Consider the following 19,940-nt stretch of genomic DNA (forward strand, 5'->3'; position numbering starts at 1 on the left):
TGACGCCGCCTACCATCCCTATTTTTCTTGGTTGTCGACCGCTTGCCAAAACGGCAAAAACGAGCGACAACGTTCGAGCGAGCGCGCAGTGTACACGACTCGTTCGATCAGGTTAAGAGTCCACACGGGAAATTCATGGCTTGTGCGCCAGCGCAAGATACTCGTGGGACTGCATTTCCTGCAGCCTCGAGAGCGTGCGATCGAACTCGAAACCGAGACTGCCTTCGGTGTAGAGCGATTCGACCGGTACTTCGGCAGACATCAGAAGCTTAACCGCCCGGTCATAGAACTCGTCGACCATATTGATGAAGCGCCGCGCCTGGTCGTCGCTGCCCCGCCCCATCCTCGGCACACCGGACACCAGCACGGTATGAAACTCGCGGGCCAGCTCGATGTAATCATTCTGGCTGCGGGGACCGTCACACAGCTCGGCAAAGTCGAACCACACCACATCTTCATGCAGACGGCGCGAACGCAGCAACCGATGGTTGATTTCGATGCGCTCGCCCTGCTCGCCATCGTGTCCGGCGACCTCACGAAAACTGCGTGCCAGCTCGTCGTCGGCGGCCTCATCCAGCGGTGCGTGAAAGATGGCAGCACGCTGCAAGGCGCGCAGCCGGTAGTCGACACCCGAGTCGACGTTGACCACCTCGCAATGACGCTCGAGCAGGTCGATGGCGGGCAAGAAGCGCGCCCGCTGCAGGCCGTCCTTGTACAGCTCGGAAGGCACGATATTGGAGGTCGCCACCAGCACCACGCCGTGCTCGAACAGCGACTCGAGCAGGGTGGCGAGAATCATGGCGTCGGTGATGTCCTTGACGAAGAACTCGTCGAAGCAGATCACCCTCGCCTCGCGGGCGAACTTGGCGGCGATTAGCTTCAGCGGGTCCTTCTCGCCCTTGTAGTGCTCGAGTTCATTGTGCACGCGCTGCATGAAGCGATGAAAATGCGTGCGCATCTTCTCGGAAAAGGGCAGCGCCTCGTAGAACGTATCGACCAGATAGGTCTTGCCGCGGCCCACTCCTCCCCAGAAATACAGGCCCATCACCGCTGGCGGCGCTTCGAAAGGCGAGGCGGCCTGCTTGGCGCCAAACAGACCAGCGACACGGGACTTGAGTCCCTTGCGCTCACCGGCGGGGGGACGCGGCGCTCGCTGGGGTGTGGCCAGCAGGTCATCATAGAGCCGCTGCAGATGGCGAACCGCCTGCTCCTGAGCCTCATCGTAGGCGAATCCCTCGCGCTCGAGGTCGGCCTGGTAGCGAGCCAGGGGCGTGCCCGCCTGAGCGGACGCAGAAGAACCAGCGGAAGTCGTTGTCGCACACATCAGCGTCTTGGCTACCTCGGACGGTGGTGATCGAAAGCGAACATTATACGTATCGAGACGTCGAGCGCACAGGGCAGCCATGATGGCAGCGCCTGCGCATTGACCTGAGTCTCGCTCTCCCTCATATAATGGGACTAGGGGAGGCGCAGGTCGCGACCTCGATAACGCGCCACCCCCGGCAGTCAAGTACCGGTGCCGGGAAGACAGAACCATAAGGGGAACGACGTGTACGAGAGCAACATCGACTGGATCCTGGCCCTGGCCTGCGGGCTTGCCGGCATCGGCATTGGCGCGCTGGGCTACCATCTGCTCAACGCCAACGTGGCGCGTAATCAGAAGGTGCGCCAGCGCTTGGCCGAGACTGAACTCGAGCTTCACCAGGTCAAGGACTCACTGAACGACCATTTCGTACGAGCGGCCGACCTAGTGGCCAGCATTCAGCGCCAGAGCCGCGAGCTGGAACAACAGCTGGCGCTGGGGGCTGACCAGCTCGGCCAGGACCAGCAGATCAAGCGCCGCCTCCACCCGGAGACCGACAAGCCAGAGCCTGATGAAACCCTCGATATGCCGCGCGACTATGCCGACGGCGGTCACGGCACTCTCTCCGAGGACTTTGGCCTGCAACGTGGCGACGAGCAAAACCCGGCTCAGCCTCCCCGCTACTGACCTCGCCGCCCCTACCGACGCAAGCGCCGGCCTCGAGGGCCGGCGCTTGCGTTTGTGGGGCAGTTTTCAGGGGAATGTCAGGCCGGATTGTCGATATCCACAAAACGGTGGGTGACGCCGTACTTGGCGGCCAGCCACTCTCCCATGGCCTGAACGCCGTAGCGTTCGGTGGCATGATGGCCTGCCGCTAGATAGCCAATGCCCAGCTCGCGTGCCAGGTGAGTGGTGCGCTCGGAAATCTCGCCCGATATGAAAACATCTGCGCCCGCCGCATGAGCCGCAGTGATCATGTCCTGAGCACCGCCGGTGCACCAAGCGATACGTTTGACCGGCCCTCGATGCCCCTCGATCAGAAGTGGCTTGCGACCTAGCTGCTCGGCGACATGCTTCGCCAAGCCACGCTCATCGAGGGCCTGGTCACTGTCATCCGAACCGATCAGCGCTTCTCCAGGGCGCCCCAGCCACACAAGCCCCTCACCCAGCTCACCATCGGCGCAGCCATCCACGACCAAGCCTAGCCGCTCGGCCAAGCAAGCATTGTTGCCAAGCTCGGGATGGGCATCCAACGGCAAATGGTAGGCCAGCAGATTGATATCGTTGGCCAGTAAGGCCGCTAGCCGGCGCCGCTTCATGCCGACCACCTCGACCGGCTCGTTCTTCCAGAAGTAGCCGTGATGAACCAGTAGCAGGTCCGCCTGCCAGGCAATCGCCTCATCAACCAGCGCCTGGCAGGCGGTGACACCAGTCATCACGCGGGCCACACGGTTGCGCCCCTCGACCTGCAGGCCATTGACGGTGTAATCCTTGAAGCGCGTCGGCTGCATGCGCTCGTCGCAGGCGCTGACCAGGTCATCGCGAGATATCATTCGGGCCTCCGGGCATCGGTACATGAGCAATGATACAATCCGCCAATTGTACCGGCTGAGTCGGCCCCCAGCGACCGCCACCGATGACAAGGATTCTTCATGCGTCGTTTTCTCCTGCCCCTCGTCTGGCCGACTGTGGCCGGTGTCCTGGTTGCCATCGTACTGCTGATTGCTTTCCCTAAGCTCAGCGGCCAAGCCCCTTCCGTGTCGACGCCGGCCGCCAGTCAACAGCCCGCGCAACAGACGGCGGCGCCCCCCGAGGTCAAACGCCCGGCTCCCGAGGTCAAGAATGCCCCGGCATTATCACGAAATGCCGGTCCGGTGAGCTATTCAGAGGCGGTAGAGAGAGCGGCGCCCGCCGTAGTCAATATCTACTCTTCGCGTATCGTCGAAAGCGAGCAGCACCCGCTGATGTCGGACCCCTTTTTCCGTCAGTTCTTCGGCAAGGACACGCCCAGCCGCCAGCGTATGCTTTCTAGCCTGGGGTCGGGGGTCATCATCAGCGATGAGGGCTATGTGCTGACCAATCATCACGTCATCAAGGGTGCCGATCAGATCCAGGTAGCCCTGCGCGACGGCCGCGAAACGCTCGCCGATGTCATCGGCACCGACCCGGAGAGCGACCTGGCCGTACTGCGTATCGATCTCGAAGATCTGCCGGTCATTGCAATCTCCGACTCGACACAGGCGGCGGTAGGCGATGTCGCCCTGGCCATCGGCAATCCCTTCGGCGTCGGCCAGACCGTCACCATGGGCATCGTCAGTGCCACTGGCCGCAGCCACTTGGGCCTGAATGCCTATGAGGATTTCATTCAGACCGATGCCGCGATCAATCCGGGAAACTCCGGCGGTGCTCTGATCAACCCCGAAGGCGCGCTGGTCGGCATCAACACCGCTATCTTTTCCCGCTCCGGCGGCTCACAGGGCATCGGCTTCGCCATTCCGGCCAACCTGGCACGGGAAATCCTCAACGAACTAGTCACTCAGGGCCGAGTGATTCGCGGCTGGCTGGGCATCGAGGCCCAGGAGATGACCCGCGAGCTAGCCGCCTCCTTCGGCCTGGACTCCGTAGCCGGGGTCGTGATCTCGGGCATAGTCCCAGATGGCCCAGCCGATGCAGCGGGCCTGCAGCCCGGCGATGTGTTGATCAAGGTCGATGGTCGCACCATCCGCGATGCCCAGGCGGTGATGACCGATATCGCCGCCATCTCTCCTGGCACCCAGCTGCCGCTAAGCCTGGTGCGCAACGGCGAGCGTATGGACGTGACGCTTGAGGTGGGCGAGCGCCCCACCGCCGAGGTCAGCCAGCCCCAGTCACAACCTCAACCCCAGCCGTAGCCTATGCACCGGGCCCTCGGCGGCAACCAGACGTCTGACAGGGAGGCTGCCTTACACGAGGCAGCGCTTCCTTGAGCGGCCGAGTGACCATATCGGCGCGCCTTGATGACCATCTAGCCTCTAAAAAATCAGACCTAAAGGAAAGCCAGACCCAAAGGAAGAGCAGCCACTAGACGGATACAAATAGGCCCCGCCAAGGCGGGGCCTATTTAGTGTGCAAGCAAGCACCTCTGATTCACCTCAATCCTTGATACGATACTCGGCAGAGCGTGCGTGTGCGGTGAGCGATTCGCCCCGGGCGAGCACCGACGCAGTACGCCCAAGCATCGAAGCACCATCCGCCGAACAGTGAATGACCGAAGAGCGTTTCTGGAAGTCATAGACCCCGAGCGGCGAGGAGAAACGCGCGGTACCGGACGTCGGCAGCACGTGATTCGGGCCGGCGCAGTAGTCGCCCAGGGCTTCGGCGGTATAGCGGCCCATGAAGATCGCCCCCGCATGGCGAATCTCTGGCAGCAGCGCCTCGGGGTCCTCTAGCGAGAGTTCGAGATGCTCAGGTGCGATGCGGTTGATCAGCGCAACGGCCTCGTCGCGGTCGCGACAGGTGATCAGGGCCCCGCGACCGGCCAGGGAATCACGAATGATCGGTGCTCGCTCCATGGTCGGCAGCAGGCGGCTCATGGCCTCCTCGACCGCGGCCACATGTTCGGCGTCCCAGCTGACGAAGATCGCCTGAGCGTCCTCGTCGTGCTCGGCCTGGGAGAAGAGATCCATGGCCAGCCAGTCCGGGTCGGTCCTGCCGTCGGAGATTACCAGGATCTCCGAAGGGCCGGCGATCATGTCGATACCCACCTGACCAAACACGGCTCGCTTGGCGGTGGCCACATAGATATTGCCGGGCCCCACTATCTTGTCGACCCGCGGCACCGTCTGGGTGCCATAGGCGAGCGCTGCCACAGCCTGAGCGCCACCAAGGGTAAAGACCCAGTCAACGCCCGCCAGGTGAGCCGCCGCCAACACCAGCTCGTTGAGGATGCCATCCGGCGTGGGCACCACCATTACAATCTCGCGCACGCCGGCAACATGGGCCGGAATCGCGTTCATCAACACCGACGACGGATAGGCCGCCTTGCCACCGGGCACGTAGATGCCGGCGCGATCCAGCGCCATGACCTGCTGGCCAAGCACGGTGCCGTCATCCTCGGTGTATTGCCAGGAGCTCGGCTTCTGGTGCTCGTGGTAGACCCGCACCCGCTCGGCGGCCGCTGCCAGGGCCTCACGCTGCTCGGCAGGCAGCCCGTCGAAGGCCTCTCGCAGCCGCTCGGCGCCGATCGTAAGCTCATCCATGCTCTGGGCCGACAGCCGGTCGAAGCGGTTGGTGTACTCGACAAGCGCTGCATCACCGCGCTCACGCACCCCGCGCAGGATTTCCTCGACTCGCGACTGGACGTCGGCGTCGGACACGCCTTCCCAGGCCAGCAGTGCCTCGAGGCGGGCTTCGAAATCGGCATCCTGCGTGGACAATCGGGAGATCTCGAGGGAAGCGGCAACGGAATCGGTCATGATGCTCTCTACACAGACGATGGAATAAGAATGAGACGCCAATCATGGGTCGCCGCCCTCTGACTGACAAGGGAGGCGATGCTATAAGGCCGAGACACACAAGCTATCGTGCCCGCAGGCCAGGCGCGGGCCTGGCAGACTCCGCGCTCGACCTGGTGGGTCGCAAGGCGACCTAACCGCGGCGGCTGGCCACCGCTTCGCGCAGCCGGTTGAGCAAGGGCTTCAGGCGATCATGCTTCATGGTCATCGCGGCCTGATTGACGACCAACCGGGTGCTGATATCCGCGATTTTCTCGCGGGGCTCCATGCCGTTGGCGCGCAAGGTGTTGCCGGTATCGACGATATCGACGATCTCGTCGGCCAGGTTCATCAGTGGCGCCAGCTCCATCGCTCCATAGAGCTTGATGACCTCGGCCTGGATACCTTGTTCGGCGTAATAGCGCCGCGCCACCGAGACGAACTTGGTGGCCACACGACGCCGGGCACGGGCCGGCTCGGCGCCGGTGATACCAGCGGTCATCAGCTTGCAGCGCGCGATCTCGAGATCCAGCGGCTCATAGAGTCCCTCTGCACCATGTTCGAGCAGCACGTCCTTGCCGGCGACCCCCAGGTCGGCAGCGCCCAGCTGCACATAGGTTGGCACATCGGTCGCACGAATCACTACCAGCTTGACGTCCGGCAGGTTGGTATCGAACAGCAATTTGCGGCTCTTGCCCAGGTCTTCGGCGGGCCAGATGCCGGCATCCGCCAGCAGCGGCAGGGTCTCGTCGAGAATACGGCCCTTCGAGAGGGCCAGGATCAGTTGCTTGGACATGATGGGGTTCGCAATTCCGTGGATGACTAGCCGGGCACGCGGCGGATCTTGGCGCCCAGCAGCTGCAGCTTTTCCTCGATGCACTCATAGCCGCGATCGATATGATAGATGCGATCGACCATGGTCTCGCCCCTGGCGATCATCGCCGCCACCACCAACGAGGCCGAGGCGCGCAGATCGGTGGCCATCACCGGTGCACCTGAGAGCTGATCGACGCCGGTGACCACCGCAGTGTTGCCTTCGAGGGCAATCTTGGCGCCCATTCGGTTGAGTTCCTGGACATGCATGAAACGGTTCTCGAAGATGGTCTCGACGACCCGCCCGGTGCCTTCGGCCACCGCATTCATGGCCACGAACTGCGCCTGCATGTCGGTGGGAAAGGCCGGATAAGGTGCGGTACGCACATTGACCGCCCGCGGGCGCTGCCCCTTCATGTCGAGCTCGATCCAGTCCTCGCCGGTGGTGACATGACCACCTGCTTCCTCGAGCTTGGCCAGCACGGCCTCGAGAATATCGGCACGCGTCCGGCGGACTCTGACGCGACCACGAGTCACCGCAGCGGCCACCAGGAAGGTGCCGGTCTCGATGCGATCGGGCATGATGTCGTGATAGCAGCCATGCAGTCGCTCGACGCCTTCGACAGTGATGGTATCGGTACCGTGACCGCGAATCCGTGCCCCCATCTTGATCAGGCACTCGGCGAGATCGGCTATCTCGGGTTCTTTGGCTGCGTTCTCGAGCACCGTAGTGCCCTCGGCAAGCGTGGCCGCCATCAAGAGGTTTTCGGTGCCGGTCACGGTCACCACGTCGAAGAAGATCGTCGCCCCCTTGAGACGACCACCCGGCGCCGTGGCACGAATGTAGCCGTTCTCGACATTGATGTCGGCGCCCATCGCCTCCAGGCCACGGATATGCAAATCGACCGGGCGCGAGCCGATGGCGCACCCGCCCGGCAGCGACACGTCGGCCTTGCCGAAGCGCGCCAGCAGCGGACCCAGCACCAGGATAGAGGCGCGCATCTTCTTGACCAGATCATAAGGCGCATGACATTCGGTGACCTGAGAGGCATCGAGCTGGATGGCCATCTTGTCGCCCATCACCAGATCGACGCCCATGCGCCCCAGCAGCTCGAGAGAGGTCGTGATGTCCTGCAGATGCGGCAGGTTGCCAAGCGTCACCGGCCCTTGAGCCAGTAGCGACGAACACAGGATCGGCAGGGCCGAGTTCTTGGCACCACTGGCCCACACCTCGCCATCGAGTGGGCCGTTGCCGGTAATGATCAGCTTATCCATGAAAGTCCGTCACTCAAGCCCCGACATTTTCGGCGGCGGTCTGCCACTGGGTCGGGGTATAGGTCTTGATGCTGACGGCATGCAGAGCGCCGCTGGCGATTTCTTCGGAAAGCGCGCCATAGATCAGCTGCTGTCGCTTGACCGGCGTCAGGCCATTGAAGACTTCGCCCACGGCGACGACCTGAAAGTTGCAGCCTTCACCCTGGATATGAAAGTCGCAGTCGGCAATGCGCGTCTCAAGCAGCGCCTTGACGTCTTGGGGTTGCATGGGGATGCCTCCTTGGAAACACGGGAAGGATACGGTGCAGACACGTCACCGCATCACGAGACGAAGAGAAGAAAGGCCACATGGTAATCAAAAGCGCCGTCGATGGCGATGGCAGAAAACACCGGTGCTTTTGGCCAGAGCCGTGGCCGACGCACTCAGTCGGCCGCGGCAACCCTGTGGACGTCCGCCTGCGGCAGGAGGGAATCCAGTCCGGCCAACGCCGTGAGCTTGGCCAACGCCGGGGAAAGCTGCACCCCGGCCACCTCAATACCGGCACGCTGGGCACTACGCAGCCACTCGAGCATAACGCTGAGCGCGGCACTGCTAACCCGATCAACGCCGCGCAGATCAAACTGCAGCGCATCGGTGACAGGCTGGTCGGCGATCCACTTGGCACCAGCGGCGGCAAGCGGGGCGGCGACGTCAAAGTCCACGTCGCCGCTCACGGCAAGCTCTCCCTCTGCGGCCTCGAGGCACACATCATGCTCGTCGAAGAGACGCGTCATGCGTCCTGACCTTCTTTCGTGACGTCGACATCGGGCGACCAGCCATCGATGGTGGCATCGTAGTCTCGACCGTTGTCGCGCATCGCCTGATCGAACTGGTTGCGGAAGGTCAGCCCCAGATTGATGCCATTGACGATCACGTTGACGACTTTCCACTGCCCGTCATCCAGCCGCAATGAATAGCTGACCGGGTAGATGGTGCCATCGTTGGCGACCACTTCCATGCCGACACTGGCCTGATCGGACTGACGGGAGTCCTGCTGCTGATCCAGCACCCGTACCTCGCGGTAGTCGAAGGTCACCAGGCCCTTGGCATAGGTATCGATCAGGGTCTGGCGGAAGGTGTCGACAAAACGCGAACGCTGAGCGGGGCTCGCATTCCGGAAATAGCGGCCCATGACGCTGGCGCCGATATAGCGGAAGTCGGCCACGTCCCGAAGGCTGTCATCGACCAACGACTCCAGCTCGCTGGGGTGCTCGGAGAAGTAACCGCGGCGGCCCTCAATCTTGCTCATCAGGTTGTCGATGCTTTCGCGGATCAGTTGCTCCGGCGTCTCGTCGGGCGTCTTTGACTGGGCCTGAGCCGGCAGCATTATCAGGCACAGCAACAGGGCCAATACCGAGTGGGAGAACCAGCGGGAAAAGAAACTTGATTGGGCTCGCATAAGTCGTCTCTCAAGGCAGATCATGATTAATCCGTAGCCATATTGGCGACGAATTGCTGGATGAGTTGCTCCAACACCAGCGCCGACTGGGTATCGGTGATGGTGTCCCCGTCGGCCAGCGTATCGGGGTCACCGCCCACCGACAGGCCGATATACTGCTCGCCGAGCAGTCCAGAAGTGAGAATCGAGGCCGTGGTATCACGGGACAGCTGGTCTTCCAGGCGGCTGTCGAGCGCCAGGGTCACTCGGGCGTCATACCACTCGGTATCCAGTTCGATATTCTCCACCCGACCCACGGTAACACCGGCCATGGTGACCCTTGCTTGCGACTTGAGGCCACCGATATTGGCGAAATTGGCCTGCAGCGTATAGGTGTCCTTACCGCCGCCGACAGTTAGGCCGCTGACACTCACTCCCAGGAAGATAATCCCGACAATTCCGGCCAGCATGAACAGCCCGACCCCAAATTCCATCATCTTGCTGCGCTTCATCCCAGTTCTCCAAACATCAGCGCGGTCAGCACGAAATCCAGTCCCAATACTGCCAGCGAGGAATACACCACCGTTCTTGTGGTAGCGCGTGAAATGCCTTCCGAGGTCGGCACCAGGTCATACCCCTGGAAGACCGCAATCCAGGTCACGACCAGGGCGAACACCAGGCTCTTGAGCATGCCGTTGCCGATATCATCGACGAAGTCGACGCTGGACTGCATGTTGCCCCAGTAAGAGCCCTCATAGACGCCGAGCCACTCGACGCCCACCAGATGGCCGCCCCAGATGCCAATGACGCTGAAGCCGACGGTCAGCAACGGCAACGACACGAAGCCCGCCCAGAGGCGCGGCGCCACCACCCGCTTGAGCGGGTCGACGCCAATCATCTCCATGCTGCTCAGCTGCTCGGTTGCCTTCATCAGGCCGATCTCGGCGGTCAGTGCCGAACCGGCACGCCCGGCAAACAGCAGCGCCGCCACCACCGGCGCCAGCTCGCGCAGCAGCGACAGCGACACCATCTGCCCCAGGGCATCCTCAGCGCCGAAATCCACCAGAATGGTAAAGCCCTGCAGCGCCAGCACCATGCCGATGAAGAGACCCGACACCAGTACGATCGCCAGCGAAAGCACGCCGATGAAGTGCATCTGGCGCAGCCAGAGTTTAAAGCCTTCAACGGAGGGACGCCCTACCAGCGACTGTCCGAGGAACATGCCGGCACGGCCAAGCGCCTCGACCAGATCGCAGCCATGGCGCCCCAAGCGGGTTATTCGCGTCATCATCGCATCTCTCCCGCATTCCCCGCATTGAGCATATCGCGGTAGAAGTCGTCGGCCGGATAGTGGAACGGCACCGGCCCGTCAGGCTCGCCGTGCATGAACTGGCTGACGCGTGGGTCCTGGTCGACATTGAGGCTCTGCGGCGTGCCGTGAGCCATCACCTTGCCGTCAGCGATCACGTAGACGTAGTCGGCGATCGATAGTGTCTCCTTGATATCATGGGAAACCACAACGGCGGTGAGTCCCAGCGCATCATTGACGCGACGAATCAGCTGCACCAACACGCCCATGGAAATGGGATCCTGGCCGACGAAGGGCTCATCATAAAGGATAAGCTCGGGATCCAGCGCCAACGCCCGTGCCAGAGCTACCCGTCGGGCCATGCCGCCGGACAGTTCGGCGGGCATCAGCTCACGGGCGCCGCGAAGCCCCACGGCCTCGAGCTTCATCAGCACCACGTCGCGGATCATCGCGTCAGGAAGGTCCGTATGCACGCGCAGCGGAAAGGCCACGTTCTCGAAAACGCTAAGGTCCGAAAACAGCGCACCGCTTTGAAACAGCATGCCCATCCGGCGACGTAGCGCGAACAGTTTCTTGCGGGACAGGGCGTGGACATCATGACCGTCGATCGTCACCCGGCCGGCCTCTGGCGCCAGTTGGCCACCGATCAGCTTGAGCAGGGTCGTCTTGCCGGAGCCGCTCGGCCCCATGATCGCAGTAATCTTGCCGCGGGGAATGGTGAGATCCACACCCCGAAAGATATCCCTATCGCCACGTGAAAAACGCAGCCCTTCGACCACGACCAAGGGCGAATCATTCATGGTGTCCTAACCTCCACCCGAAAATTATCGAACATTGTATATTAACCGCCATGATCACCGCTAGCGCCAAGGGCGCGACCGGTGACGTCACCTTGATTCGCGGCGCTCCAACGCGTTTAATTGGCCGCTCTTCACTGACCGACACGGACCCCATGATGATGCTGCTACCCCTGTCTGCCGTCGCACTTGGCTTCGTAGGCCTACTATGGAGTGCCGACCGCTTCGTGGGAGCCGCGGCCGCCACCGCCTACCGCGCCGGCATGAGCACGCTGCTGATCGGCATGACCATCGTCGCGCTGGGCACCTCGGCCCCAGAGATCATCGTCGCCATCATGGCCTCGCTGGACGGCACGCCCGATCTCGCCACCGGCAATGCCCTGGGATCCAACATCGCCAATATCGGCCTGGTGCTCGGCATCACGGCCTTGATCGTGCCCATCCCGGTGCGCTTTTCAATCGTACGACGCGAACTTCCCCTGCTGCTCGGCGCCACCGGCCTTGCCGGCTATGCGCTGGCAGACGGTGACCTGGGCCTCTATGACGCCCTGTTGCTCACCGCCCTGCTGGTATTCAGCCTGTGGTGGCTGTTCCGGGCAGACGGAGGCACCGGCAGTGAAGAAACCCAGGACGGCGAGATCCCCGATATGGCCCTGCCCAAGGCACTGGCCTGGCTGACAGGCACCCTGGTGCTATTGGTCGCAAGTTCGCGGCTGCTGGTATGGGGCGCCAGCGAGATTGCCAGCGCCTTCGGTGTCAGCGAGCTGGTGATCGGCCTGACGGTGGTGGCCATCGGCACCAGCCTGCCGGAACTTGCCGCCTGCGTGGCCAGCGCCCTCAAGCGTCACCATGACATCGCCATCGGCAACGTCATCGGCTCCAACCTCTTCAACATGCTGGCCGTACTGCCCATGCCCGGGCTGCTGGCGCCGGGCCCGGTCGATGCCCACGCCATCAGCCGCGATTACCCCACCATGCTGCTGCTGACCCTGCTGCTCGGCAGCTGGCTGCTCTGGCAGCGCCGCGGCAGCCTAGGCCGTATCCCCGGCGCCCTGCTGACCTTGATCTATGTCGGCTATCTGGGCCTGCTGATCCAGTCAAGCATCACGGGTGCTTGAGTGAAACCTGACAACGGGCAACAATTTCGTCATGACTGACACCAACGACTCGCCCTACCGGGCAAGCGCCCGCCGCACCTTGAACATCGAGCGCGACGCTATCGAGGCGCTCACCACTCGCATCGACGCTAACTTCGATCGCGCCTGCGAGCTGCTGCTCGGCTGCCAGGGCCGCGTCGTAGTGACCGGCATGGGCAAGTCAGGCCATATCGGCGGCAAGATTGCGGCGACGCTTGCCAGTACCGGCACCCCAGCCTTCTTCGTCCACCCCGGCGAAGCCAGCCACGGCGACCTGGGCATGATCACTCCCGGTGACGTGGTCGTGGCCCTTTCCAATTCCGGCGAAACCGCCGAGGTAACGGCGCTGCTGCCGCTGCTCAAGCGCATGGGCGTACCTCTGGTCAGCATGACCGGTCGCCCCGGCTCGACCCTGGCTCGCCATGCCGAGGCCCACCTTAACTCAGGTGTGGAACGCGAGGCCTGCCCGCTGGATCTGGCGCCGACCGCCTCGACCACCACCGCCCTGGTACTGGGCGACGCCCTGGCGGTAGCGCTGCTCGAGGCTCGCGGCTTTACCGCCGAAGACTTTGCCCTCTCGCATCCCGGTGGCAGCCTTGGCAGAAGGCTGCTGCTCACCGTGGGCGACCTGATGCACCAGGGCGAACGCTTGCCTCAGGTACCGCTGGGCAGCCCACTGCGTGATGCGCTGATCGAAATCACGCGCCAAGGGCTCGGCTTCACCTGCGTGATCGATAGCGAAGGCCTGCTCGCTGGCGTCTATACCGATGGTGACCTGCGACGCACCCTCGACCAGCACAGCAACCTGCACGCCCTGAGCGTCGATGAGGTCATGACCTCACCCGGCAAGCGCACCTCCGCCAACGTGCTTGCAGCCGAAGCCGTGCGTATCATGGAGGGCAGCCGCATCAGCGCGCTGGCCGTCGTCGATGCGCAAGGGCGTCCGATTGGCGCCCTGCACATGCACGACCTGCTGAGAAGCGGCGTCATCTAAGGAGATGTCATGACACCCGAGTCCACGCTTCCCCCGGAGCTTGTCGATCGCGCCCGCCAGATCCGCCTGCTGGCGCTGGACGTCGACGGCATCCTCACCGATGGCCGCCTCTATTTCCAGGCCGACGGCATCGAGATCAAGGCTTTTCACACCCAGGACGGTCATGGCATCAAGCTGCTGCGCCAAGCCGGTATCGAGGTCGCCCTGATCACCGGTCGCGAATCGCCGATGGTCACCCAGCGCGCCGCCGCTCTGGGGCTGAAACACGTCTTCCAGCACCGCGACGACAAGCTCATTGCTCTGCGCGAACTGACGCATAGCCTGGGTCTCGAACTGTCTCAGGCCGCCTACTGTGGCGATGATCTTCAGGATCTGGCCGCCATTCAGGCCGCAGGCCTCGGCATCAGCGTGCCCAACGCCCCCTCCTACATGCGACAAGCGGCCGACTGGGTCACCGCACGCTGCGGCGGCCACGGTGCCGTACGCGATATCTGCGACACCCTGCTGGACACCCAGGGCCACTGGACGGCGGTGCTGGAGTCCTACGCCGCCGACGCGTCGGGACCCGCCACCGTGGCCCCCGGTCACTGCTGATGGCCATGCGTCTGCCTCGCCCCTCGCCCCGCGTCTGGCTGGCCCTGCTGCTGATCGCGCTGGGCGGTGTGCTGACATTCATCGAGCAAAACGATGTCCGCACGCCGGGACCGGTGCCCACGGACAGCGCCGGCGAGCCCGACTTCTATCTCGAGGGCGTGACCCTGACCCGCTTCGATACAGAAGGTCAGCCTCATCAGCGCCTGGAAACACCCAGACTGGTACACACCCCACACGACGACGTGACCCGTGCAGAGACCCCCAAGGCGCGCCTGCTCGACAGTGATGGCGATCTATGGCTAGCCAGCGGTCAGGAAGGTACGCTGGGCGCGGACGGCAACCCACTGGTGCTACGCGGCGACGCTCGCCTCAGGTCACCCGTAGAAGGCTGGCAGCTAGACACCGACGTTCTGCACGTCGATACCGTCACCAACCACGCCTGGAGCGATGGCGAGGCCCAGATTACCCAGCCCCCCCAGCGCATGCGGGGCGACAAGCTGGATGTATGGTTCGATGATGACCTGATGCGCCTGACCGGCAACGTTCATGGTTTCCACCCTCCCAAGGAGCAAGCCCCATGATGAGACGCGACCTTACACGCCGGGCTCTTGGCCTGCTGCTACCCGCCATGCTGAGCCTGGGCGCAGCACCGGCCCTGGCCCTCGAGGGTGATGCCAGCGCTCCCATCGAGATCGCCGCCGACCGCCTGGAACTCGACGACCAGGCGGGTACCGCCGTCTACACCGGCGATGTCGACATGCGCCAGGGCAGCATGAAGCTGACTGGCCAGCAGGTCACGATCAGCCGCACCGATCAGGGCGACGTGTCCCGCATCGAGGCCACCGGCAACCGGGCCTACATCGAGCAGAAGCCGAGCCCGGATGCGCCGCTGGCGAAGGGCTGGGGGCGTACCATCATCTATCACACTCTCGAGCGCCGAGTAGAGCTGATCAATCAGGCAGAGCTGCATCGCGGCCAGGACACCTTCACCGGCGCCAAGGTCGACTACTACCTGGATCGTCGCGTGGTCGAAGCCACCAGCAATGGCAATAGCGATGGCGAGCAAGACCAGCGCGTGCGCATGACCCTGACACCTCAGCAATAAGGCCCTTCATGAAGACCCTGAGCGTTCGCCACCTGGCCAAAAGCTACAAACGTCGCCGCGTGGTCAAGGACATCAGCCTGTCCATCGACCAGGGCCAGATCATCGGCCTACTGGGCCCCAATGGCGCAGGCAAGACCACTTCGTTCTACATGATCGTCGGGCTGGTGCGCGCCGATGCCGGCACGGTTCACATCGACGACCTGGACCTGTCCGCATCCGCCATGCACGAACGGGCACAGGCCGGTATCGGTTATCTGCCTCAGGAAGCCTCAATTTTTCGCAAGCTGTCGGTCAAGGACAACATCCTGGCCATTCTCGAGACACGGCGCGACCTCGACGGTGCCGGTCGTCAGGCCCGGCTCGAGGAACTGCTGAGCGAGTTTCACATCGACCATATCCGCGACAATACCGGCATGAGCCTGTCCGGGGGCGAACGCCGCCGAGTCGAAATCGCTCGCGCACTGGCCACCGAGCCGGCCTTTATCCTGCTCGATGAACCCTTCGCCGGCGTCGACCCGATCTCGGTATCCGATATCAAGTCGATCATCCGCGCCCTACGCGAACGAGGCATCGGCGTGCTGATCACCGATCATAATGTGCGCGAAACCCTGGACATCTGCGACGGCGCCTACATCGTCGGTGACGGTGAAATCATTGCCTCAGGCGATGCCGAGGCCATCCTCACCAACCAGAAGGTCAAGGACGTCTATCTGGGTGAAGATTTCCGGCTTTAGGCCTCACTTCGGCGTGCTGGTTGCTAACCTTGCGCAGCAACCGCATACCTCGATGGCGAGGCAACATCCCCACCTGACAAGCGGGATGAAGATAGTCGCCTATCGATGGCATGTTTATTGCTAACAGATTGCCTTCAGTGGCTTGCATGGCACCCGACCAGGGGCTAAGTTATTCATTCCATTTTGCTGACATCCGCCACGCCATGGTCATGAAACCCTCGTTGCAACTCCGCGTCGGCACCCAGCTGACCATGACACCTCAGCTCCAGCAGGCGATCGCGCTGCTGCAACTCTCGACTCTGGATTTGCGCCAGGAGATTCAGCAGGCGCTGGAATCCAACCCAATGCTGGAACTCGACGAGGCCTATGGCGAGCAGGACGTGGCCGAGCCCCGCGAGGATGACTGGTCAACGGAGATTCCAAACGAGCTATCTACCGACAGCGACTGGTCCGATACCTATCAGGATATGGCGTCCTCAGGCGCCGGCTCGGAAGGCCCCGATCTCGATCGCAACGCCATCGGCGTCAGCCTGCACGACCATCTCGCCTGGCAACTGGCCATGGCCGACGTCGATGAGGTCGAACGCCAGATCGCCGAGAGCCTGATCGATGCCGTGGCCCCCAGCGGCTACCTGGAAGGTAGCCTCGACGAAGTGACACAAGGCCTGCGCGCCCAGGGGCTCGACGGCCTCAAGATCAGTGACGTCGAACGGGTCCTGCTGCGCCTGCAGCAGTTCGAGCCCACCGGCATCTTTGCCCGCGATCTGCGCGAGTGCCTGCTGCTGCAACTTGGCGCCCTGCCGACAGACATTCCCCTGCTTCCCCAGGCCAAGCGCCTGATTCGCCAGTTTCTCGAGGCCCTGGCCAGCGATGATCGCAAGCTGCTCAAGCGGCGGTTACGTCTCGACGACGAACAGCTCGGCCAAGTGATCGCTCTGATCCGCACACTCGATCCGCGCCCCGGCCAGGCGTTCGACAGCGCCGGCAGCGATTACGTGATACCCGACCTGATCGCCCGGCACAGCCATGAAGGGTGGCACATCGAACTCAACCCCGAAGCACTGCCGCGGATGCGCATCCAGCCCGATTATGCCGCACTGATCCGCCGCGCCGACAAAAGCGACGACAACACCTTCATGAAGCAGCACCTTCAAGAGGCTCGCTGGCTGATCAAGAGCCTGTCGAGTCGCAACGACACCCTGCTGCGCGTGGGACGCGAAATCATGGCGCGTCAGCTCGACTTCCTCGATAAGGGCGAAGAGGCCATGAAGCCCCTGATCCTGGCCGACATCGCCGCCCAGGTCGACATGCATGAATCGACGATCTCGCGGGTCACCACGCAGAAATTCATCCATACCCCGCGGGGCGTTTTCGAGTTGAAGTATTTCTTCTCGAGCCAGGTTGGCGGCGAAGGCGGCGACGCACACTCCAGTACGGCCATTCGCGCGCGGCTCAAGAAGCTGATCGGCAGTGAGCCAGCACGCAAGCCGCTGTCCGACAGCAAACTGGTCGACCTGCTGGCCGATAGCGGCATACAGGTAGCCAGACGTACCGTGGCCAAGTATCGAGAAGCGATGGGCATCCCACCATCCAGTGAGCGCAAGCGACTTTCCTGATACCGTGAAGAACCACGCCTTATCGGGCATAACCTATTGACCTGGCGGTGGAAAAACACCGAAAGTAGTTACGTTGGAAAAGCGCCTTGAGAGGGGGTATGCAGGGCGCCAAAAAGGGTTACAATCGATTGGCCAACCGCAGGATAAGGAGCGTGCCATGCAAGTCAACATCACCGGCCATCACGTCGAACTCACCGACGCACTGCGTGACTATGTGAACGAGAAGCTCGCCCGCCTGGAGCGTCATTACGACAACATCACCACGGTTCAGGTCACCCTTTCCATCGAGAAAGAGCGCCAGCAGGCCGCCTGTACCTTGCATGCAGCCGGTGCTGAATTGCATGCCGAAGCCGAAGAGACCGATATGTACGCCGCGATTGACGCCCTCGCCGACAAGCTCGACCGTCAGCTTGTCAAGCACAAGGAAAAAACACAGGCGCGCGCCCAAGGCGCCAGCGTTCGCTGACATCATGACGTTGGAATCCATCCTGCCCCCCGAGCGCGCCCTGTTCGGCGTGCCCGGGGGAAGCAAGAAGCGTGTGCTGGAGTTCTTCAGCACCTTCATCGCCCAGAACACCCCCAGCCTGGACAGTCAGGAGGTCTTCAGCCGCCTGGTCGGCCGTGAGCGGCTGGGCAGCACGGGTATCGGCCATGGCGTTGCCATCCCACATGCCCGCAACCCGCACTGCAAGTCACCACTGGCCGGTTTCCTGAAGCTCAGCGAGCCCGTTGATTTCGATGCCATCGACGGTGAGCCCGTCGATCTGGTCTTCGTATTGTTGGTTCCTGAACAGGCCGATGACGCTCACCTCGCCCTGCTCGGCCAGGTCGCAGCGGTCATGAACGACCCCGATACGCGTCAGCAGCTGCGCCAGAGCGAGACTCAGCGCCAGCTGTACGATACCTTGCTGGACGCCATCCGCCGCCACGCAAGCTAAGTCCAGACCGTTCCGGCTAAGCGCCAGACCTGCGTCTTACCGCACTCTGATACTCAATGATCACCACAGCACTCTGACCCGGCAAGCAGGAGACATTCATGCAGCTCGTGATCATCAGCGGCCGCTCTGGTTCAGGCAAGTCGATTGCCCTGCAGGCCCTGGAAGACCTGGGCTACTACGCGATCGACAACCTGCCTGCCATGTTACTGAGTTCGTTGGTCGACGAGCTGCAGCGCGACGCGACGCGACGCTCTTCCAGCGCCGTCAGCATCGATGCCCGCAACCTTCCCGATGCGCTGGAGCGCTTCCCGAGCCTGCTGGCCGATCTGCAGGCCCGCGGCATCCAGTGCCAGGTGGTCTATCTGACCGCCGAATCGAAGATTCTCCTCGAGCGCTACTCGGCTACCCGCCGACGCCACCCGCTGACGCGCGACAGCCAGATGACCCTCGCCGAGGCCATCGACAGCGAAGAAGGCACTCTCGCCGAAATCCTGGATCTCGCCGACCTGATCATCGACACCTCCCGGCTGTCGGTTCACGAGCTGCGGGGCCGTATCTGCGAGCAGGTCGCCCAGCATCGCGACCAGCAAATGACCCTGACGTTCGAATCTTTCGGCTTCAAGGGCGGCGTGCCGCTGGATGCTGATACCGTCTTCGATGCTCGCTGTCTTCCCAACCCCTACTGGGACCCGCGCCTGCGTCAATCCACCGGACGCGACCCGGAGATCATCGAATTCCTCGAGGGGTACGAAGACGTCGATCGGCTAGCCTGTGACATCATCGACTGGCTGACGCGCTGGCTGCCGGCCTATCAGGCCAGTCACCGCAGTTACATGACAGTGGCCATTGGCTGCACCGGCGGCCAGCATCGCTCGGTCTATCTCGCCGAGCGGCTGGCCCGCCACTTCGCCACGCACCATCCCGGGGTGCGACTGCGCCACCGTGAACTGGGTATCCACACCGCCATCTCTCAGCCCGACGCTTCAGGCCAGCAAGGACGCTGACGGCCATGCCAAGACGTGAGCTCACCCTCGTCAACAAGCGCGGCCTGCATGCGCGTGCAGCGACCAAGCTGGTGCAGTGCTGCCAAGCCTATAAGGCCTGCGTCACCGTGTACCACCAGGGTCGAGACGCCGATGCTGCCAACGTCATGGCACTGTTGATGCTCGCCGCTCCCTGTGGCAGCGCGCTGGAAATCCATGCCGAAGGCGATGATGCCGAGGCCGTGCTGGCAGCCGTCGAGTCGCTGTTCGAGGCGCGCTTCGACGAGGATGACTGAGCCGCCAGCAGCCCAGCTCGGCGCGCACTCCACCGTTTAGATTCCAATCGGCAAGACCGCAAAAAGCCACCCCGCAGGATGGCTTTCGTTTTGCCTGGCCTGGCTGTGGAGCAGGCATCAGAACAGAGTCGGCCCCGACTGAGGCCATACCCTGACG

24 protein-coding genes are annotated in these 19,940 nt (G+C 62.9%); 13 read left to right on the forward strand and 11 right to left on the reverse strand.

What is annotated here, in order from left to right; genetic code table 11:
- Positions 1-133: 133 nt before the first annotated feature.
- Complete coding sequence (zapE, locus tag HUS66_RS03740; RefSeq protein ID WP_175069621.1) at positions 134-1,324, reverse strand: cell division protein ZapE; 1,191 nt, start codon at positions 1,322-1,324, stop codon at positions 134-136.
- Positions 1,325-1,549: 225 nt separating this feature from the next.
- Between zapE and HUS66_RS03745 the strand changes: the two genes are divergently transcribed.
- Positions 1,550-1,990, forward strand: coding sequence for a YhcB family protein (locus HUS66_RS03745; RefSeq protein WP_175069622.1), 441 nt, complete (start codon positions 1,550-1,552; stop codon positions 1,988-1,990).
- A gap of 77 nt (positions 1,991-2,067) precedes the next feature.
- On the opposite strand, the gene HUS66_RS03750 is transcribed toward HUS66_RS03745, so the two are convergent.
- The gene (locus HUS66_RS03750) at positions 2,068-2,856 is read right to left on the reverse strand and encodes a Nif3-like dinuclear metal center hexameric protein (protein WP_175069623.1); all 789 of its coding nucleotides are present in this window, start codon (positions 2,854-2,856) and stop codon (positions 2,068-2,070) included.
- 99 nt (positions 2,857-2,955) lie between these two features.
- On the opposite strand from HUS66_RS03750, the gene HUS66_RS03755 reads away from it, so the two are divergent.
- Positions 2,956-4,194, forward strand: a complete 1,239-nt coding sequence (locus tag HUS66_RS03755; protein ID WP_175069624.1) for a Do family serine endopeptidase — start codon at positions 2,956-2,958, stop codon at positions 4,192-4,194.
- A gap of 240 nt (positions 4,195-4,434) precedes the next feature.
- Here HUS66_RS03755 and hisD read toward each other — a convergent pair whose 3' ends face one another.
- From hisD to HUS66_RS03800, 9 genes are all read right to left on the reverse strand, one after another.
- Complete coding sequence (hisD, locus tag HUS66_RS03760; protein WP_175069625.1) at positions 4,435-5,757, reverse strand: histidinol dehydrogenase; 1,323 nt, start codon at positions 5,755-5,757, stop codon at positions 4,435-4,437.
- Between the two features lie 172 nt (positions 5,758-5,929).
- Positions 5,930-6,571, reverse strand: a complete 642-nt coding sequence (hisG, locus tag HUS66_RS03765) for an ATP phosphoribosyltransferase (RefSeq protein WP_175069626.1) — start codon at positions 6,569-6,571, stop codon at positions 5,930-5,932.
- Positions 6,572-6,597: 26 nt separating this feature from the next.
- Positions 6,598-7,863 carry a UDP-N-acetylglucosamine 1-carboxyvinyltransferase gene (gene murA, locus HUS66_RS03770; protein WP_175069627.1) on the reverse strand — a complete coding sequence of 422 codons (1,266 nt, stop codon included), beginning with the start codon at positions 7,861-7,863 and terminating at the stop codon, positions 6,598-6,600.
- A gap of 13 nt (positions 7,864-7,876) precedes the next feature.
- Positions 7,877-8,131: a BolA family protein gene (locus HUS66_RS03775; RefSeq protein WP_175069628.1), complete on the reverse strand. Its 255-nt coding sequence runs from the start codon at positions 8,129-8,131 to the stop codon at positions 7,877-7,879.
- A 155-nt stretch (positions 8,132-8,286) separates the two neighbouring features.
- On the reverse strand, positions 8,287-8,637 hold the full coding sequence (locus HUS66_RS03780; RefSeq protein WP_175069629.1) for an STAS domain-containing protein: 351 nt from the start codon (positions 8,635-8,637) through the stop codon (positions 8,287-8,289).
- Complete coding sequence (locus HUS66_RS03785; protein ID WP_175069630.1) at positions 8,634-9,302, reverse strand: MlaC/ttg2D family ABC transporter substrate-binding protein; 669 nt, start codon at positions 9,300-9,302, stop codon at positions 8,634-8,636. Before HUS66_RS03785 ends, HUS66_RS03780 begins: the two co-directional genes overlap by 4 nt.
- A 26-nt stretch (positions 9,303-9,328) precedes the next feature.
- Positions 9,329-9,793 (reverse strand): outer membrane lipid asymmetry maintenance protein MlaD, encoded by a 465-nt coding sequence (gene mlaD / locus HUS66_RS03790; RefSeq protein ID WP_175069631.1) that lies wholly within the window; start codon positions 9,791-9,793, stop codon positions 9,329-9,331.
- Positions 9,790-10,572: a lipid asymmetry maintenance ABC transporter permease subunit MlaE gene (gene mlaE, locus HUS66_RS03795; RefSeq protein WP_175069632.1), complete on the reverse strand. Its 783-nt coding sequence runs from the start codon at positions 10,570-10,572 to the stop codon at positions 9,790-9,792. The genes mlaD and mlaE overlap by 4 nt, the downstream gene beginning before the upstream one ends.
- Positions 10,569-11,390, reverse strand: coding sequence for an ATP-binding cassette domain-containing protein (locus HUS66_RS03800; protein ID WP_175069633.1), 822 nt, complete (start codon positions 11,388-11,390; stop codon positions 10,569-10,571). Before HUS66_RS03800 ends, mlaE begins: the two co-directional genes overlap by 4 nt.
- 50 nt (positions 11,391-11,440) lie before the next feature.
- Between HUS66_RS03800 and HUS66_RS03805 the strand changes: the two genes are divergently transcribed.
- The 11 genes from HUS66_RS03805 to HUS66_RS03855 all read left to right on the forward strand — a co-directional run bounded on the left by HUS66_RS03805 (position 11,441) and on the right by HUS66_RS03855 (position 19,783).
- Positions 11,441-12,505, forward strand: a complete 1,065-nt coding sequence (locus tag HUS66_RS03805; RefSeq protein WP_340162731.1) for a calcium/sodium antiporter — start codon at positions 11,441-11,443, stop codon at positions 12,503-12,505.
- A gap of 31 nt (positions 12,506-12,536) precedes the next feature.
- A complete protein-coding gene (locus tag HUS66_RS03810; protein WP_175069634.1) occupies positions 12,537-13,517 on the forward strand; it encodes a KpsF/GutQ family sugar-phosphate isomerase in 981 nt (326 codons plus the stop codon).
- Between the two features lie 9 nt (positions 13,518-13,526).
- Entirely contained in the window at positions 13,527-14,111 is a 585-nt protein-coding gene (locus HUS66_RS03815; protein WP_175069635.1) for a KdsC family phosphatase, read from the forward strand.
- Complete coding sequence (gene lptC, locus HUS66_RS03820) at positions 14,111-14,692, forward strand: LPS export ABC transporter periplasmic protein LptC (RefSeq protein WP_175069636.1); 582 nt, start codon at positions 14,111-14,113, stop codon at positions 14,690-14,692. Before HUS66_RS03815 ends, lptC begins: the two co-directional genes overlap by 1 nt.
- Complete coding sequence (gene lptA, locus HUS66_RS03825) at positions 14,689-15,216, forward strand: lipopolysaccharide transport periplasmic protein LptA (protein WP_175069637.1); 528 nt, start codon at positions 14,689-14,691, stop codon at positions 15,214-15,216. The genes lptC and lptA overlap by 4 nt, the downstream gene beginning before the upstream one ends.
- A gap of 8 nt (positions 15,217-15,224) precedes the next feature.
- Positions 15,225-15,950, forward strand: coding sequence for an LPS export ABC transporter ATP-binding protein (gene lptB / locus HUS66_RS03830; RefSeq protein ID WP_175069638.1), 726 nt, complete (start codon positions 15,225-15,227; stop codon positions 15,948-15,950).
- 203 nt (positions 15,951-16,153) lie between these two features.
- The gene (locus tag HUS66_RS03835) at positions 16,154-17,566 is read left to right on the forward strand and encodes an RNA polymerase factor sigma-54 (RefSeq protein ID WP_175069639.1); all 1,413 of its coding nucleotides are present in this window, start codon (positions 16,154-16,156) and stop codon (positions 17,564-17,566) included.
- A 157-nt stretch (positions 17,567-17,723) separates the two neighbouring features.
- Positions 17,724-18,032 carry a ribosome hibernation-promoting factor, HPF/YfiA family gene (gene hpf, locus HUS66_RS03840; RefSeq protein ID WP_175069640.1) on the forward strand — a complete coding sequence of 103 codons (309 nt, stop codon included), beginning with the start codon at positions 17,724-17,726 and terminating at the stop codon, positions 18,030-18,032.
- Positions 18,033-18,036: 4 nt separating this feature from the next.
- Positions 18,037-18,504 carry a PTS sugar transporter subunit IIA gene (locus tag HUS66_RS03845; RefSeq protein WP_175069641.1) on the forward strand — a complete coding sequence of 156 codons (468 nt, stop codon included), beginning with the start codon at positions 18,037-18,039 and terminating at the stop codon, positions 18,502-18,504.
- Between the two features lie 98 nt (positions 18,505-18,602).
- On the forward strand, positions 18,603-19,508 hold the full coding sequence (gene rapZ / locus HUS66_RS03850; RefSeq protein WP_175069642.1) for an RNase adapter RapZ: 906 nt from the start codon (positions 18,603-18,605) through the stop codon (positions 19,506-19,508).
- A gap of 5 nt (positions 19,509-19,513) precedes the next feature.
- Positions 19,514-19,783 carry an HPr family phosphocarrier protein gene (locus HUS66_RS03855; protein WP_175069643.1) on the forward strand — a complete coding sequence of 90 codons (270 nt, stop codon included), beginning with the start codon at positions 19,514-19,516 and terminating at the stop codon, positions 19,781-19,783.
- Positions 19,784-19,940: the final 157 nt, after the last annotated feature.

The sequence above is a fragment of the Onishia taeanensis genome (assembly GCF_013349955.1).
GTDB lineage: Bacteria > Pseudomonadota > Gammaproteobacteria > Pseudomonadales > Halomonadaceae > Onishia > Onishia taeanensis_B.